Annotated in this window: 9 protein-coding genes; all 9 read left to right on the top strand. The window is 36.2% G+C overall.

Annotated elements, in window-relative coordinates:
* The first annotated feature begins 11 nt into the window (after positions 1 to 11).
* Positions 12 to 1,415, top strand: a complete 1,404-nt coding sequence (locus tag IPZ78_RS01685) for a glycoside hydrolase family 28 protein (RefSeq protein ID WP_225551195.1) — start codon at positions 12 to 14, stop codon at positions 1,413 to 1,415.
* Between the two features lie 6 nt (positions 1,416 to 1,421).
* Positions 1,422 to 4,997: a DUF4450 domain-containing protein gene (locus IPZ78_RS01690; RefSeq protein WP_225551196.1), complete on the top strand. Its 3,576-nt coding sequence runs from the start codon at positions 1,422 to 1,424 to the stop codon at positions 4,995 to 4,997.
* A gap of 20 nt (positions 4,998 to 5,017) precedes the next feature.
* On the top strand, positions 5,018 to 7,165 hold the full coding sequence (locus tag IPZ78_RS01695; protein WP_225551197.1) for a hypothetical protein: 2,148 nt from the start codon (positions 5,018 to 5,020) through the stop codon (positions 7,163 to 7,165).
* 6 nt (positions 7,166 to 7,171) lie between these two features.
* Entirely contained in the window at positions 7,172 to 8,296 is a 1,125-nt protein-coding gene (locus IPZ78_RS01700) for a glycoside hydrolase family 88/105 protein (RefSeq protein ID WP_225551198.1), read from the top strand.
* A gap of 172 nt (positions 8,297 to 8,468) precedes the next feature.
* Positions 8,469 to 9,890, top strand: coding sequence for a pectate lyase family protein (locus IPZ78_RS01705; RefSeq protein ID WP_225551199.1), 1,422 nt, complete (start codon positions 8,469 to 8,471; stop codon positions 9,888 to 9,890).
* Between the two features lie 103 nt (positions 9,891 to 9,993).
* The gene (locus IPZ78_RS01710) at positions 9,994 to 12,198 is read left to right on the top strand and encodes a fasciclin domain-containing protein (RefSeq protein ID WP_225551200.1); all 2,205 of its coding nucleotides are present in this window, start codon (positions 9,994 to 9,996) and stop codon (positions 12,196 to 12,198) included.
* Between the two features lie 35 nt (positions 12,199 to 12,233).
* On the top strand, positions 12,234 to 15,476 hold the full coding sequence (locus IPZ78_RS01715) for a SusC/RagA family TonB-linked outer membrane protein (protein ID WP_225551201.1): 3,243 nt from the start codon (positions 12,234 to 12,236) through the stop codon (positions 15,474 to 15,476).
* Between the two features lie 10 nt (positions 15,477 to 15,486).
* Positions 15,487 to 16,953 carry a RagB/SusD family nutrient uptake outer membrane protein gene (locus IPZ78_RS01720; RefSeq protein ID WP_225551202.1) on the top strand — a complete coding sequence of 489 codons (1,467 nt, stop codon included), beginning with the start codon at positions 15,487 to 15,489 and terminating at the stop codon, positions 16,951 to 16,953.
* An 8-nt stretch (positions 16,954 to 16,961) separates the two neighbouring features.
* Complete coding sequence (locus IPZ78_RS01725) at positions 16,962 to 18,581, top strand: fasciclin domain-containing protein (RefSeq protein ID WP_225551203.1); 1,620 nt, start codon at positions 16,962 to 16,964, stop codon at positions 18,579 to 18,581.

The raw sequence follows: 18,581 nt of genomic DNA on the forward strand, positions 1-18,581 counted from the left end.
CCCACATAGTTATGATGAAAAAAATCTTTTTTAGTGCTTTAATTTGTTTTGTTACACTGACCGTTTTTGGACAGCAAAAAATCTGGACCTCATCCAAACAACCACTGCAAGAGGTGGAGGCATTAAAAAAATTAATCAAAGCCCCAACATTTAGAAACAAAGATTACACTATTACTGATTTTGGTGCAAAAGATGGTGGAGTATTTAAAAATACAGACGCAATACGTCAAGCTATCGAGAAGTGCAATAGTGAAGGTGGAGGCCGTGTAATCGTGCCTAGAGGTGTTTATTTGACTGGCGCTATTTATTTGAAGAGCAACGTAAACTTACACGTGAGTGAGGGAGCAACATTGTTGTTCAGTCGTGATAGTTCAGATTATCCAATCGTATTTACACGTTGGGAGGGAATGGAATGTATGAATTACTCATCATTCATCTATGCATATGAAGAAGAAAATATTGCTATCACGGGTAAGGGCTTATTGGATGGTAATGCAGACATGGATAACTGGTGGTACTGGTGTGGTGCTCGTCACTATGGATGGAATGAAAATCGTCCTGGTGAACAAAAGCCTGCTCGTGCAAAATTACATAAACAAATGGCTGATGAGGTAAATCCACGTCAACGTGTATATGGTGATGGACATTTCTTAAGACCAAATTTTGTACAACCTTATTTATGTAAGAATGTATGGATCGCTGATGTGAAATTAATCAATGCGCCCATGTGGAATTTGCACCCTGTACTTTGCGAAAATGTGTTGGTAGAAAGGGTAAAAATAGTAACTCTAGGCCCCAATAATGATGGGCTGAATCCGGAAGCATGTAAAAATGTATGGATTAGAGATTGCTATTTTGATACAGGTGATGATTGTATTGCGATTAAATCAGGACGTGATCAAGACGGCCGTAATATAGGTCGCCCAGCTGAAAATCATATTATCGAAAACTGTATGTTCAAAGAAGGACATGGTGGAGTGGTAATAGGAAGTGAGATTGGTGGTGGTGCTAGAAATATTTATGCATTAAATAATACGATGGATAGCAAAGAGCTGGATAGAGCTTTACGTATCAAAACGAGCTCAAGCCGTGGGGGTGTCATTGAAAATGTGTTTTTCTACAAAACTAAAGTTGGACAATACAAAGAAGCTGCGGTTCGTTTCAATATGTTCTATGAAAAACCAGGTAATCACGTTCCTACTATTCGCAATATATGGGTTGAGAAATTGGATGTAACTCATGGAGGTAAATATGCCGTATTATCTGCAGCATATGAATCTTCGCCAGTCACGAATTTTACGATGATTGATTGTAAAATAAATGGTGTTAAAGAGCCGTACAAAGTGGATCATCTTAAGAATGTAACATTGAAAAATGTGAAAATTAATGGCAAATCCTATTCATCATTTGATTAAGTAAATATGTTAAAGAATTTTTTGCTAAGCTCTGTTTTTGTTTTTAGCTGTATAGTACAAGTATATGCACAATCCAAACATTGGCAGAAAAACACAAGAAATCTTCATTATACGGAAGATAATGGTGATTTCTTGCTTGTCAATGGAAAATATCGATTTAATAAAGCCCTGTATGGGAATAATCTAGGTTCTCGAGTAGAAGCAGGGGATTTGCCCGAATTTGCATTGTACATGCCAGGGATGGGAGGCAATTTGCAATTTGTGATTCAAGGAAAGGCTGGATCAAAAAAACTAAAAGATGCAGATAATATTGAAACAAGACTACAATCAGGACGTATGTCCTATACCATCAAAGATGCGATTTTAGGTACTGGTTCTATTGAATTGCAAGTCTTAGCACATTATGATAAAGAGGGCATGATTGTAAAAGTACAGTCCCAAAATATTCCTAATGGAGTGAAATTCTTCGCAGCATTTGGCGGGGCTAGTGGTTCTACTTTCAGCCGTGCTGGAGATATTGGGGCAGATCCAGAATCAAACTTTTATTTAAAACCAGAGTATTGTGTAAATAACAATTACAGCATCACAAAGAACAGTTTCGAACTACAATACCTCAACAGAAAAAAGACAGAAGAATTTCTATACGGTGTTTTCTCGGAAACGCCTGAAATCTTCAAAGCTGATGCAAAAGTTCTGCAAGATGAATCAAAGTTACTAGAGGCTAAGACGACAAAGTCACCGATAGTTTTTGCCTCATATTCATTGAATACTAAGCCGATTTATATCAGTATTTCTAGAGGAAAATCCAACAGTATTCTTGGTGAATCTGCCCTAGCTACACAATTTAAAAATGCAGAGAGTGGAAGATTAGCAATTGCTAACCGTATACAATTAAAAACACCAGATCGCTTTATCAATACATTTGGGTCTACGCTAGCATTAGCAGCTGATGCGGTGTGGGAAAGTCCTACATTTCTGCATGGTGCTGTAGCATGGCGCATGCGTTTGAATGCATGGCGCGGTGCTTATGCGGCAGATGCTTTGGGCTGGCACGATAGGGCAAAAGAGCATTTCTCAAGCTATTCAAATTCACAAGTATTAGCGCCAACGTCCGCCAAAGTTGTGATGGATACAGCATTAAATTTGGCCCGTCATATTGAGGAACTTGGAACATCTATGTTTTCAAGTGGCTATATTTCTCGTAATCCAAATAACAATACTGTTGCCCATCATTATGATATGAATTTGGTGTTTTTCGACCAAATATTTACGCATTTTGATTACACAGGCGACAAGGCATATATTGAAAAATTGTGGCCTACAATAGAGCGTCATATGGATTGGGAAAGACGTAATTTCAAACGTAATGGTCTGTACGATGCATACTGTGCTATATGGGCTAGTGATGGCCTTCAATATTCTGGTGGAGGCGTAGCCCACACAACAGCATATAATTACCGTGCGAATATTGCGACAGCAAAGCTTGCTAAAATCATAGGTAAAGATCCATCAATTTATGAAAAGGAAGCGAAGGATATTTTATTAGCGATGAAATCCAAATTGTGGCTTTCCGATCGTGGATATTTTGCTGAATTTCAGGATATGTTAGGTAAGCAATTAGTTCATGATAAACCAGGGTTGTGGACAATTTACCATGTGGCTGATGCGTTTATGTTGGATGATTTTGAAAGCTATCAGAATACACAATATATAAATAATCACTTGCCAAAAATTCCTATTAATGTGCATGGACAGCAACATGATAACCTTTATACTTTAGCTACCTCTAATTGGCAACCATATACATGGTCAGTGAATAATGTTACATTAGGTGAAAATCTTCAGGCAGCATTAGCTTATTGGCAATCAGGACGCAAGGAAGATGCTTATCAACTGTGGAAAAGCAATATTATAGAAAGTATGTATCATGGTATTAGCCCTGGTAATTTTCATCAATTATCTCACTACGATGCGTTTAGAGGTGAGCTTTATCGTGATTTTGCTGATCCTATTGGCGTGGCTTCTCGTACATTGACCGAAGGGTTGTTTGGTTATTTACCCAAATTATTAGAGGGTTATGTTTCTATTAAACCAGGTTTTCCTTCGGAATGGAATTTTGCAGAGCTTAATACACCACATTGGTCTTATCATTTCAAGAATGAAAATAATACACTGAAGTATCATATAAAGACCAAGTATAATACTCCTGTCGCATTGCATTTGGAAGTACCAGTGTATAAAACTTCTATTAAGAAAGTTTTGGTCAATGGGAAAGAGGTTGCATGGACTATTAAGGAGCAGTCTATTGGTAATCCTGTCCTTCTTTTTAAAACGGATAAATACCAAGATTTTCAGATTAGTATAGAGCTCGCAGGATCAGTTATAAAATTTGATCAGAATGTTATTAAGCATGCTTATTCAGATGATTTGAATATTAGCTTACCAGCTGGATTTAGTTTGAATGAAGTTTTTGATCCTCAGAAGATAATTAAAAATTATAAGGGTAATAAATTCAGCTTTATAGGCAAAGAGCATAAAGGGACATTTTTTGTTAAAGGGACAAAGGATAATGTATTTTCATGGTTCCCTATTAATGTTCATTTGGTAAACCCAATTGTGTTTAACTATACATTGAGCAATGGAAATGTTGAGATGACATTACATAATACTTCTAACCTATCTAAATCTGTCAAAATCAACAATAGATATTTTTCGCTAAACAAAATTTTGCCTGCAGGGGCGAAAGAAATGGTTATCATTCCTTCAAATAAGCTTACAAAGGGAACAAATAATTTCACTTTAGAGGCTGATGAATATATTTCATCAGTATCTATTTCAAATTGGGATTTGAAGACAGAAGGAGAGTTTAGTACGGTAGACTTATCAACCTATTACAATGATCGTGTGTCTAATATTTTTCAACAAAAGTATGAGTCTCCAAGGCCAGTGGTGCCAACATTGCAATTGCCTACACAAGGTATCGGAAATTGGTGTTACCCTTTGACTACAGCAAATATTGATGATACGGGATTAATGGCAAATCGTAAAAATGATCAATTGAGTTATTTGGACATTCCTTTTTCTATAAAGGGGAATACTAAGAACATTGTATTTACAAGTCAATGGGATAATTATCCTACTGAAGTAACTGTAAAGCTGACAGGGAAGGCAAAGAAAGCTTATCTAATGGTAGCGGGATCTACTAATCCTATGCAATCACAAATGACCAATGCTAAAATTATTGTTAATTATCAGGATGGTTCTAAGGATTTGTTGGAACTGAAGAACCCTTCAAATTGGTGGCCTATAGAACAAGACTTCCTTGATGATAATTACGCTTTTGAAATTCCTGATGATCAAATACCGTATCGTATTAAATTGAAATCTGGAGAATTGTATAAAGGAGGATCTCTTCAAAAATACGATGATATAAAAGGATATTCTTCGCGTGCAATTGATGGCGGAGCTGCTACGCTTTTGGATTTGCCATTGGACAATTCGAAAACGTTGAAGTCTTTACAAATGATAACTGAAACAAACGACGTTGTTGTTGGCCTAATGGCTTTGACTTTGCTCAAATAATATAATAAGAACCAAAAACTATGAAAAAACACCCATTAATAAGATTATTTTCATTAGCTCTTGTCATGTTGACATTGCAATCTTGCCAAGATGCTAAAATTGATCGCAAAAAAGTAGTCCAACGACATAATGTAGTAAATAACGAAGCTGATATTCTAAGCACTTTAACAGTAGGAAATGGAACATTCGCATATACAGTAGATATCACTGGTATGCAGTCATTTCCTGAACATTATAGACCTGGTGTATCTCTAGGTACACAATCTGAATGGGCTTGGGATAGTTTTAAAAATGAGAAGGATTACAAATTTGAAGAAACGTTGAAATCTTATGATTTCAACAATGAAGGTAGAAATGCTCTATATAGTATTCAACATAAGGTAGCGGGACGTCAAAAAGAAGCAACAGATTATTTTCGTGCTAATCCACATAGATTGCAGATGGGCAACGTGGGACTAGAGTTGTACTTAAAAGACGGCAAGAAAGCTGAAGTAACAGATATTTCAAACATTTCGCAAACTTTAGATTTATGGACTGGAATTATTACAAGTAAATTTGAGATAGAAGGAGTGCCTGTTACTGTAAATACTGCTTCATATCAAAACTATGATAAAGTCGGCGTTAAAATAGAATCAGAACTAATAGCTCAAAACCGTATAAAATTATTTGTTCGTTATCCATATCCTACTGGCGTTTTCTTGGACGAAGGAACAAACTATACAAACGATAGCTTGCATACGACTTCAGTTGTATCACAAAGTTCTTCCAATGCTGTTATTAAACATACACTACAAGGGTCGGAATATTTTACAGCATTAAGTTTTTCAGAAGCAAAAATTTCGGAAGCAAAAGCTCATTATTTTGTGGTAGAGCCTACTGCATCGATTAATACATTTGATTTCTCTTTCGAATTTGAGGCGGAAAATAAATTTGATAGTAAAGGATTATATGCCGCAGGAGCCGAAGAAAGTGCTGCTGGATGGTTGAAATATTGGGAATCTGGTGCAGCTGTTGATTTTGAAGGTAGCACAGATCCTAGAGCACATGAATTAGAAAGAAGAGTAGTTTTATCGCAATATCTTACCCGTGTACAATGTTTGGGAGACAATCCGCCCCAAGAGACAGGTTTAACATTCAACAGTTGGTTTGGGAAACCGCATACGGAGATGCATTGGTGGCATGGGGTTCATTTTGCATTGTGGGGAAGACCAGAATTGATGGAAAATACACTAGATTATTATTTCAGAACATTCGATAAAGCAAAGAAATTGGCCGAACGTCAAGGTTATAAAGGTGTCCGTTGGATTAAAATGTCTAGTAATGATGGCGAGGAAAGTCCATCATCGGTTGCGGCATTTTTAATATGGCAACAACCACATTTGATTTATATGGCTGAATTATTATACCGCGATAATCCAAATGCTGAAGTCTTAAATAAATACAAAAATCTAATTCATGAGACGGCAGAATTTATGGCTGATTTTGCTTATTACAACAAAGAAAAGGATCAATATGATTTAGGATTTGGTTTAATTCCATCTCAAGAAGTTTTTAAAGCTGCTGAAACTAAAAACCCACCTTACGAAGTTGCCTATTGGGATTGGGCATTACGCGTAGCTCAAAATTGGAAAGAACGTCTTGGTGAGCCTCGAAATGAAAAATGGGATCAAGTTATTCAAAAATTAGCTCCTCTACCAATTCATGGTGATGTGTATTTATCGACAGAGACTGCAAAAGACTCCTATACATTTGAGAAATGGATGACAGATCATCCTTCAGTCTTGGGAGCATTGGGTATGGTTCCTGAATCGCCCAAATTGGATAAGAATATCATGAAAAATACGTTGGATACTGTTTGGAATAGGTGGTTGTGGAATGAGACATGGGGCTGGGATTTTCCTATGACGGCTATGAATGCTGCACGTTTGGGCCTTCCAAACAAAGCGTTGGATGCTCTTTTTATGGATATCAAAACAAATACATATTTGAAGAATGGACATAATTACCAAGATGATAGGTTAAGGATTTATTTACCTGGTAATGGAGGTGTATTGACAACAGTAGCTATGATGCTTGAGGGATGGGATAGCTCAGATTCAGATGCACCAGGATTTCCGAAAGATGGTACATGGAAAATTAAGAAAGAAGGATTTAAAAAAATGCCGTAACGAAAAATGAAGAGAATTTTATTACTAATCAGTATGGGCTGTTGTGCAATGTCATTGTCAGCTCAGAATTTTACAACTAAAAAGGAAGTTATTAAGGATTTACGTACCGCTAATGATTATTTCATGGCGAAATGGCCTGATCCAGTAAAAACAATTATAACGAATAAGGAGCGTCCTGCTAATATTTGGACAAGAGGGGTTTATTATGAAGGGTTGATGGCTTTTTATAAAATTGACAAACAAAAGCGATATTACGATTATGCAGTAGAGTGGGGTGAAAAGCACAGTTGGAAGCCTGTGCGTGGAGATGTGTATACGAGGCATGCAGACAATCAAAACTGTGGAATGACTTATATCGACTTGTATCGTATTGATCCAAAACCAGAACGTATTGATGCAATTAAAAAGAATATTGATTCGGTAATCAATAGTGGACGATTTAATGATTGGACATGGATTGATGCTATTCAAATGGCAATGCCGATCTTCTTGAAATTGGGAGTCACTTATAATGATACAAAGTATTTCGATTACATGTACAAAATGTATCATCACTGTAAATATGTCGAGGGTGGTGGATTATGGAATGCTAAGGATCAATTGTGGTGGAGAGATAAAGATTTCGTTCCACCATATAAAGAGCCAAATGGTGAAGATTGCTATTGGTCAAGAGGTAATGGATGGGTTATAGCGGCCTTAGCATTGGTCTTGCAAGAACTGCCTAAAACAGATCCACATTATGGTGAATATTTGGATGATTTTAAAAAAATGTCCGAAGCATTAGTTCCTTTACAGCGAACAGATGGTTTTTGGAATGTGAGTTTGCATGATCCGAATAATTATGGTGGTAAGGAAGCTTCAGGAACAGCCTTATTTGTATATGGCATGGCATGGGGAGTGAACAATGGATATTTGGATGCCAAGACTTATCTTCCAGTTATCGAAAGGGGATGGAAAGCTATTACCAAAGAGTCATTGCAACCAAATGGTTTCTTGGGTTATTTGCAGTCTACAGGTAAAGAACCAAAAGATGGTCAACCGGTAACTGTTGATAAGCAACCTGATTTTGAAGACTATGGATTAGGGTGCGTGCTTCTAGCAGGTACTGAAATATTTAAATTAGTAAAATAAACGTTTTTATTTTCTAGCAAAAAGCCTTTCTTATTAAGAAAGGCTTTTTTTCATTTAAAGGCCTTTTTTACTAATAATATCAGGATAGAGCAGGGCAGTTGATTGATTTACATTCCTGATATTTAGATAACCAAATGAAGCGCACTAATGGCTTCAGTTATAAACTATTATTATGAGCATTACACTTTTTCAGGAATGTAAGCGTTCTTGGGCCTTAGTTGTATTATTGTGTATCAGTAGTATAACAACTTATGCTCAAGAGAAAATCCTTGCATTTCCTCAAGCCGAAGGATTTGGGAAATATGCACTTGGAGCGAGAGGGTATTCCAGCCCCTCCGTATATTTTGTGACGAATTTAAATGATTCAGGACAGGGGTCTTTCAGAGATGCCGTTAGTAAGGCAGGTAGATTTGTAATATTTAGAGTTTCGGGAATTATTCACCTAAAAAATAAAGTAACAATAGCGCCAAATTTGACCATAGCAGGTCATAGTGCCCCAGGCGATGGTGTTGTGCTATATGGTCGTACTGTTTCTTTTAGCGGTGCTAATCATACTATTGCAAGACATCTACGCATAAGGCTAGGTAAGAATGGAGGAGCTACTAAGAATGAGGATGCTTCAGGGATTTCTAATGGACATGATATTATGTTGGACCATATATCATTCTGCTGGGGACTAGATGAGGTTTTTTCTGTCAATTGGGACAAGAAAGGGCCTGAAATTGATCGCATTACACTACAGAATTGTATTATTGGTCAAGGTCTGCATTTTTATAATCACTCAGCAGGCAGTTTGATTCAATCATCCGGAAAAATTTCGATTGTAAAATCTCTTTATATCAGTAATAAAACAAGGAATCCAAAAGTTAAAGGAAATAATGAATTCGTAAATAATGTAGTATATAACTTTGGAAATGCTAATCGTGTAAACACTGACCATCAAATATCTGCAAATGGATATATATTAGCAGACTCGCAATCGCCTTCTAAGGCAATTATAGTTAACAACTATTTTATAGCAGGTCCATCTACCCCAAAATCGATTCGCACACCATTTTCACGTGGAAATTCTTTTTTTAATCTTTTTGAAGAAGGAAATTACTTTGATAATAATTATGATGGAAAATTGAATGGCAACCTGATTCAGAAAACAGCTGAATTTTATCCAGGATTAGAACCTGATAATTATAAATCTAAGGGTGAGTACACAGAATACCCAAGTCTTAATACTACACTAACAGCCAAAGAGGCTTTCGATTATGTAAGTAAAAATGTTGGAGCATTATTGCCAAAAAGGGATGAAGTAGATCAATTAATGATTAATGATTTATTGTCTTTGGGTAAAAGTGGACACCTAGTCAATGAAGAGGGTGATTTGCCATTAATTAATGGTGGATTGGGAAATGTCAATATCCAAAATCCACTATTAGATACAGATGAAGACGGCATTCCCGACATCTGGGAGACAAAACTAAAACTTGACCCAAATAATCCTAAGGACGCACTAGAGCAAAGTAATAATTCGTCAAATAAGGGATACCTGAATATTGAAGTATACCTCAATTTATTGGGGACAAATAAAACATCAACCTAAAACAAAACGAATAAGCATGAGAACAGCAATGAGAAAGAACAGTACCTAGACGAATCATTTAATCATCGAATTGTGGAAAATAATTATAAATAAAGAATTTTATATGAGAAGTACATTAATATTTATACTCAATTTACTTGTGCTAATAACTCTAGATTCTTGTGGGAAGAAAGAGTTGATTAGTAATTATGAGCGGCCTGATTGGCTTAGAGGGAATGTATTTGAGATTCTCCATGAAAAGGGTAATTATACTATTTTTTTAGAAGGAATTGAAAAATCAGGCCTCAAAGAGGTGTTGGATGGCAAGACAATTACAACAGTATTTGCACCAAATGATGTAGCATTTTCAACATATCTGAAAGAAAAGAATATTGCATCAATCGCTCAAATGCCAATACAGGATTTGAAAAGATTAATTGGATATCATTTAATCTATTATGCTTATGGCAAAGATAGATTACAAAATTATCAACCAGAGGGTAGCGAGGGTTACGAACCCAACTTCGCTGGTCTATACTACAAGCACCGTTCAAGAAGCAGTGACTCTATTACAGTAGAAGTAGATCTAACTGATGGTAGAACAAAAAAAGTATTTCATAAAGACAGATTTTTACCTGTTTTCTCACAACAACATTTTACGACAAAAGGAATAGACGCAACGGCTAATTACGAATATTTCTATGGTACTGGAATATGGAGGGGGAATCAGGGATTTAACATTAGTAATGCTGGTGTTGATGAATACGCTATTCCTGCGGATAATGGATATGTATATTTATTAGATCGGGTGATAGAACCTTTAAATACCGTTTATCAAGAATTAGCAAAGAAGAATACGTATAGTGATTTCATCGCTATTTACGATAAATTTAAATCATTTTGGTATGATGAGCCCACCTCATTAAATTATGCAGCAGCAGGTGACTCGTTGTTTATAGTTAATCATGGCCCCCTACCGCCGATCGCATCAGAATGGTCATATAATGGTGGTGGTGGATTTCCAGATTACGCAAATTTAGGACAGTTAGCCTATCGCGCAAACAATGTATTCGCACCAAGTAATACCGCAATACAAAACTTTTACCAAGAATATTTCTCGCCGTATTATAACTCTATCAAAGATGTTGATTTATTGCCTCTTGCGCTGGTTATGTATAATCACGTTTACCTAGGTAATGTTGTATTTCCATCTGAAATCGGTAAAAACCCAGATATCAAGACTTCTTTCGGAACACCTATAGTCTTTAATCCTACAGTGGATGTGCAAGACAAGGCGATGGCATCAAATGGTGTTTATTATGGACTTAATAAAGTGCTAGTTCCCGACATGTTCAACAGTGTGACAGGTCCAGCCTTTAGAAATCCCAAGTATAAGATGTTTATGTATATGCTTGCAAATACAGGCTTGTATCAACTATTATCTAGTCAAAATATTGACTTTACCCTGTTCATTCCATCGGATGAAACATTGAAGGGAACTATTGTCGGAGAAAGTTATTTGTTTTGGTCAGAAGGTAATCCATTAGTATATGGTGATGAAAATGTTTTGGTTGAAAATGAAAATGGGATACTAGTACCACTTTCGGTGCGTCAACAAGAAATATTGATCTCAGAAAGCATGGTGTATGGAAAGATTGATAATCTTTCGGGAACTAAAGTGCTCAGAACACGTAATCCTTATTCGTATGTGTATGTGACAGGTGGCAAACTTCATTCTTCAGCTACGTATAATACACCTGATTTGAATTTGACTATTTCTAGAATAAATGGGGATTGGTATAATGGAAATTCATACGAAACTTCATTAGCATTGCAAGCTGACGCTAGAATGATCAAAAGTACAATAACTGGTGCACAAACTATTAGTAATCCGTTAAATCAATATGCAGAATTTTCAAAACTATTAGCACGTGTAGGACACTTAGAGGTTGGAAGAACATTACCATTCTTGTTTGGAAATAGATTTATACTATTTGCTCCAGACAATCAAACTGTGCTTAATGGTATCGCTTCTGGTGATATACCATCAAATAATACGGAGCTGGCAGAGTACCTTAAATCTTATTTTGTATCAGTGCCAGATAATTCGTTGTCCGATTATCCTTTTCCTGGATTTGGAATACAGGGAGTGTGGAATACGACGAAACTAACGGGCTATAATCTATTCAGAAAATTGGAATTATTAGATCGCACCACACATCTAGAACTAAAAGATATTGATGGTACACTAATACCTATTTCAAATGAATTGCCAAAGCTATTTAGCGATGGAGCGGTGTATAAAATCTCTAGATTACTTAAGAAATAAGCAGTTAGAATATTAACCATTATAACGTAAATTAAATGAAGCTACATATAATAATTTTATTATCATTTATATACATATCCAATGCTGCATTTGCTCAAAAATCAAAAGTATTATCAGGAGTAGTCAGAGGTGAAAAGAATCTACCACTATTAGGGGCATCAATTTTTGTCGAAAATAAGGAAAACCGAAATCTAAAAGGAGCTTCTACGGATAATCAAGGTCAATATAGAATAGAATTACCGGATGAAGAAAAGTTGACAATCGTATTTGCTTGTATAGGGTATAGCTCAGTTCGGATTCCTTACAGTGGACAAAATACGCTGTCTATTACATTGAAAGAGGATCATCAATCTATAGAAGAAGTGACTATAGTGAGTGAGGCCGCAAAAACCCGTAATGATATGGGGATTAGTTATAAAAATCAAGTTACTTCAACCGAACGATTTGAGATGAAGCAATTGGAAAGTATGACAGTTACTTCTATTGAAGGTGGCCTTCAGGGACGTTTAGCTAATGTGGATATCATAACAAGTGCTGATCCAGGAGCAAGAAGTTCTATTCGTATACGCGGTACCACTTCACTGAATGCAAATTCAGAACCACTGATTGTAGTGGATGGTGTGCCATACCCAACCACTATAGCAGATGATTTTAATTTCTCGACCGCCAACGATGAAGATTTCGGTGCTTTGATTAATATTTCACCTAACGACATTGAATCAATTGAAGTATTAAAAGATGCTGCAGCGACAGCCATTTGGGGTTCGAGAGGTGCGAATGGTGTTTTATTATTTACCACCAAAAAAGGTCGGAAGGGGAAAACACAATTTTCATTTTCATCAAAATTAAACTTACGTAAGGAGGCTGAAACAATTCCTATGCTGGATGGTGGGCAGTACGTGTCGATGATACAAGATGCGCTATGGAATACGGTTAATGATTTGGGTTATTGGAGTTCAACATCATATTTGAATATGTTGTACAATACCAATGAAATAAAATATGATCCGAATTGGAATTATTTTAATGAGTATAATCAAAATACTAATTGGTTAGATCAAGTCACACAATTAGGTCATGTAGAAGATAATTCTTTGGCGATTAGTGGAGGAGGTGACAAGGCTACATATCGTGTATCATTAGGACATCTAAATGATGTTGGGACGACCAAGGGAATGAAAAGTGCTCGATATAGTGCCTTAATAAGTGTGAATTATAAATTCTCTAATAAGTTCAATATTAATGCAGATATGAATTATTCAAGAGCTTCAAGAAATAGCAATTGGACAGGTACTGGAGTTTCAGCACCGCGAGGGATGGCTATGCGCAAAATGCCAAATATGAGTCCATATGTGATTGATGAATTTGGTAATTATACGGATCAATATTTTACACCTAGAATAAATTTTCAGGGTTCATTTGCAGATAACAAAATGTACAATCCTGTAGCAATGGTCAATGAATCTATTAATGAAACTACTGAAGAACAGGGGCGAGTAAGTTTCAGAGCGACATATGATATTCAACCATGGTTAAGGTATGTAGGTACATTCGGTTTTTTAACAAGATTGAATAAAAACAACAAATTTTTACCACAGTCGGTGACTGGTGTGATTTGGACGGATCCATCTTTTAATAGGGGATCAGATTTGATGTCCGATGCATTGACATTGAATACAGAGAATAAATTTATTTTCAATAAGACGTATAACTCAATACATAATATCATTGCTACACAAATATTTCAGACTAATGAATCGAGATCGTTCAGCTACAGTTCCGAAACCTCGGGTAATGCCTCTCCTTCATTGAGTGACCCGACGGTAGGATCAGCAGTAGCAGCTATGGGGTCAGGTAATTCATTGAGTCGTAGTGCAGGTACGATTACTAGTTTATATTACGGGCTGAAAGATAAATATATTTTGAATGCAATATACCGCTGGGAGGCAAATACCAACATTTCAAAACAACATCGTTGGAAAGGTTTTCCCGCTTTCGGAGTTGCATGGCAGCTTGGTGAGGAAGACTTTATGAAAAATCTATCATTCTTAGATTTGGCAAAGGTGAGATTTAGCTGGGGCCAAAGTGGTAACTCGCCAGATGGATCTTTTGCTTATCTGGGCGTATTCCAACCTATAGTTCCTGGTTATATGGATATGACAGCAATCCGACCTACACGTATTCAGCTGGATAATTTGAAATGGGAAACAGTCACACAGACAGATTTAGGTATAGAACTATCTTTTTTTAAGGATCGTTTACATGTGATGGGTGAATTATACAATAGGCTGACAACCGATCTTTTGCAGAATGATATTACATTACCGTCTTCAACTGGTTTTGGTGAAATGAGATTCTTTAACTCTGGGAAAATGGTTAATAAGGGATGGGAAGTTATATTTAGAGGTGACTTGATCAGATCTAAGGATTTTAAGCTTAGTGCCAATTTGAATTTCTCTAGAAATCGAAATGAGATCTTAGAACTACCCGAAAACCTACAATTTGAGAATTACAATTTTGGGAATGGAAATTATGCTTCCAAAGTAGTTGAGGGAAATCCTTTGGGTTCATTTTATGGATATAGATACTTAGGTGTTTATCAAAATGAACAAGAGACTATCGCGCGAGACTTAGATAATAACTTGATCTATGATTTGGATGGAGATCCTGTATATATGTACAATGGTAATCGTAAAGCATATGCCGGGGATGCAAAGTATCAAGATATGGATGGAAACGGTATCATCAATCAATATGATATAGTATATCTAGGAAATGCTATGCCGTTATTTACTACAGGTGGAGGTATAGATGTTCGCTATAAAGCAGTTACATTGACTACATTTTTACATGGTCGATTTGGACAAAAAGTAGTTAACCAAGTACGAATTGATACGGAGAATATGCACGGTAATGCCAACCAAAGTACCGCAGTGTTGCGTAGATGGAGACATCAAGGTGATCAAACAGATATTCCTAGAGCATTATACGGTATAGGTTATAACTATTTGGGATCCGATCGATTTGTAGAGGATGCTTCATTCGTTCGATTAAAACAAGTATCTCTACGTTATTCACTACCACAATCTTTCATCGAAAGGATTGGTGTTTCAAAGTTTGATGTATTCGGAACTGTTCAGGATTTATTCACATGGACAAATTACTCCGGTCAAGATCCTGAGGTCTCGTTATCAAGCAATATATACATGTTAAGTAAGGATAATGCCAATACGCCAAGACCTCGAACTTTCGCATTTGGAATATTAGCTAATTTTTAAAATTTAAGATATGAGAAAACTACTATATATATGCTTTTCATTGGTGATATTGATCAGTTCATCTTGCCAAAAGTGGCTGGATGTACTACCACCCAATGAGCAAATAACCGATCGGTATTGGACCTCAAAAGAAGAAGTTGAAGCGGTATTAGGTGCTGCATATGTGAGCTTACAGAAATCTGTCAATACGATGATAGTATGGGGCGAGGCTAGAGGAAATACGCTATCCTTAGGAGGCTTCATCAGTGCTGACCTCATTATGTTTAAGAACTTAACATTACTACCATCGAATGGTTTGGTAAAGTGGTCTTCCTTTTACGAGATTATTAATTATTCGAATATGGTGATTAAGTATGCTCCTGATGTGGTTGATCGCGATCCTTCATTTAATGTAGCGGTGATGCAATCCTTCTTATCCGAAGCCTATTATTTGCGCGCATTTAGTTACTTTTATTTGGTACGAAATTTTGGCGAAGTTCCGCTTCTTACGGAGCCTTATATGAATGATTCGCAGAATTATGAGTTGGCAAAATCCACGCAACAAGAAGTATATGCCCAAATTATTTCTGATTTAAATATGGCTTCGCAAAACAGCAAAGATATTTGGCCAACTGTATGGGAAACTAAAGGAAGATCTACTACCAATGCTATTCAAGCATTGTTAGCTGATGTGTACCTGTGGACTGAGAATTATGATCAAGCGATTATTGCTTGTAATAAAGTACTAGAGTCAGGTAGAGTAGGATTGATTCAAGGTATGGTGAATGGCAAAAATCACTGGTTTACGATGTTTAACCCAGGTAATTCTAACGAAAGTATATTTGAAGTTCAGTTTGATGTCACCAAAAATCAAACAAATAACTTTTTATCCATTTTTGGTAATTCTAACAATTGGATAATTTCTCCCTATGGAGTACAATTATTTCAAGAAAATCAAGAGGATATACGAGGCGCTGGTTCATCATATTCCAACTCAGATTTGAAATTATGGAAATATATCGGAGCTGAAGGGGGAACAACGGTTGCTAGACCGCAAAGTGATCAAAATTGGATAATATACCGTGTGGCAGACGTTTATTTGATGAAGGCAGAAGCACTAATTATGAAAGGTACAAGCTCATACCCTGCTGCACTTGAGTTGATTACAGAAGTAAGAACGAGGGCGCAGATTTCAAGACCTTTGTCTACCAGCGAATCACAAATAGATATGTTAGACATCTTGCTTAAAGAGCGTGCACGCGAGTTTTTAGGTGAAGGGAAAAGATGGTATGACCTATTAAGGGTTGCTAAAAGAAACTCTTATGAACACAAGGAATATTTAATTAACGAAGTTTTATTAGGGACCTCAGGAGGTTCTGCTCCTGTGATAAGATCCATTTTGATGAATGAAAATGCACATTATTTACCTATTCATCAAGATGAAATTAAATACAATAGACTACTTGTACAGAATCCATACTATGCACCTCTTAATTAAGAATAACTATGGAAATATTAAGAAATAGAATCCAATTATTTTGCTTAAGTGTATTTGCACTAAGTTTAAGTTTGTTTTTTGCATGTACGGATGCATTCGAAGACAAGACCTTCATGGCGTATGAGGAAAAACCAATTTCGTTATTACTGGAGAATGATCCTGATCAAAAATACTCCATGCTTATTGAGATTTTGCGAAAAGCAGATCTGTATAGTGCGTTGAATCTTAATCGTAATTATACATTTTTTGCACCTATCAATGAAGGTGTAAAGAAATACTTAGCAAAATTACAGATCACTTCGGTTGATCAAATGACCAAAGAAGATGCAAACTACCTGATTAAATATCACTTAATACCAGATGTAAAAGTTGATTTAGCACAGTTTCAGAGTGGCGCAATTGATAATTTGACAAGTACCAATGATAATTTGTTCATTGAGTTTAGAAATGCAGGTCTCGAATCGATATATCTCAATGGAATCTCACGTATCAACAGGTTCGATATGACAGCAACCAATGGTATCATCCATAGTATTGATGAGGTACTAGAGCCATTGACAGCATCTATTTTTAAGAAGCTTGAAGAATCAAGATATAGTATTTTCTCACAAGCGGTAAAAGAAACAGGGTTGGATGTAGTATTGGATAAAATTTATATCGATGCGGTAGATGAGAATGGTGAGCCTTATCAACAAAGATTTAGATATACAGCATTTGTAGTTTCTAACGAAACTTATGGTAAGGAAGGTATTACTTCATTAGACAATTTGGTACAAAAGGTTGGTGGTACAATAGGGACGGATTACAAGAATCCAACTAATGCATTATATAAATATGTTGCATACCATATTTTACCTATGATGAAATCATATGCTGATTTGGGTAAGTTTCCTGCGGGATCTTCAACAGTGAATATGGAAACATTGGCTACGAATGAATTGATGAAAATATCCGAAGGTAATTCAGCAATCATTATTAATCAAAACTCTAAAACCACTGATCGTATCAATATTATACAGTCCAATATTATTGCAAAAAATGGTGTACTGCATGAGGTAGATAATTGGATGCCAGTATTTGTGCCAGAGCGTGTTAAAGTTGTTTGGGAATTCACGAATTACCCTGATGTAGCAGCTAATGTAACATCATTTCAAAGCGCTACACTAGGAGCTACTTATAATAAGACATTTGCTTCCACGGAACTTTCAAGCATAGTATGGAAATCCGTGCCTGAAATGAGATCTGATGTTTTGATTTATCGAAATGCAAGATCTGCAGATGGTATTTATTATACAGGAGTCCTTAATTATGACCACTTCAGAGTTACTTTGGGTGAGTCGGGCTGGATTGAGATGCGTACGCCTACTATTATAAAGGGTAAATACAGAGTGAGTTACGTGTGGCCAAGCCCCAGGGCGACAAGCAATACAGGGATTTGCGCATTCATTATGGATAGTCAAGAAATATATCCAAGATTGGTTATATCTAATACTTCAGCAGATGCAAAGAAAATACAGGTTTTAGGTACTGTAGAATTTCCTGAAACGACTTCACATGTATTTAGAGTGCTGTCTTTGGATGGTAAACTAATCACGATGGATTACTTACAATTTGATCCTATTGATTAA

The sequence above is a fragment of the Sphingobacterium bovistauri genome (assembly GCF_020295405.1).
GTDB lineage: Bacteria > Bacteroidota > Bacteroidia > Sphingobacteriales > Sphingobacteriaceae > Sphingobacterium > Sphingobacterium bovistauri.

Excerpts from the sequence above, each read along its gene's own strand:
- IPZ78_RS01710 (WP_225551200.1), top strand. The coding sequence starts at position 9,994 with ATGAGAAGTACATTAATATTTATACTCAATTTACTTGTGCTAATAACT.
- IPZ78_RS01725 (WP_225551203.1), top strand. The coding sequence starts at position 16,962 with ATGGAAATATTAAGAAATAGAATCCAATTATTTTGCTTAAGTGTATTT.
- IPZ78_RS01685 (WP_225551195.1), top strand. The coding sequence starts at position 12 with ATGATGAAAAAAATCTTTTTTAGTGCTTTAATTTGTTTTGTTACACTG.
- IPZ78_RS01705 (WP_225551199.1), top strand. The coding sequence starts at position 8,469 with ATGAGCATTACACTTTTTCAGGAATGTAAGCGTTCTTGGGCCTTAGTT.
- IPZ78_RS01715 (WP_225551201.1), top strand. The coding sequence starts at position 12,234 with ATGAAGCTACATATAATAATTTTATTATCATTTATATACATATCCAAT.
- IPZ78_RS01695 (WP_225551197.1), top strand. The coding sequence starts at position 5,018 with ATGAAAAAACACCCATTAATAAGATTATTTTCATTAGCTCTTGTCATG.
- IPZ78_RS01720 (WP_225551202.1), top strand. The coding sequence starts at position 15,487 with ATGAGAAAACTACTATATATATGCTTTTCATTGGTGATATTGATCAGT.
- IPZ78_RS01700 (WP_225551198.1), top strand. The coding sequence starts at position 7,172 with ATGAAGAGAATTTTATTACTAATCAGTATGGGCTGTTGTGCAATGTCA.
- IPZ78_RS01690 (WP_225551196.1), top strand. The coding sequence starts at position 1,422 with ATGTTAAAGAATTTTTTGCTAAGCTCTGTTTTTGTTTTTAGCTGTATA.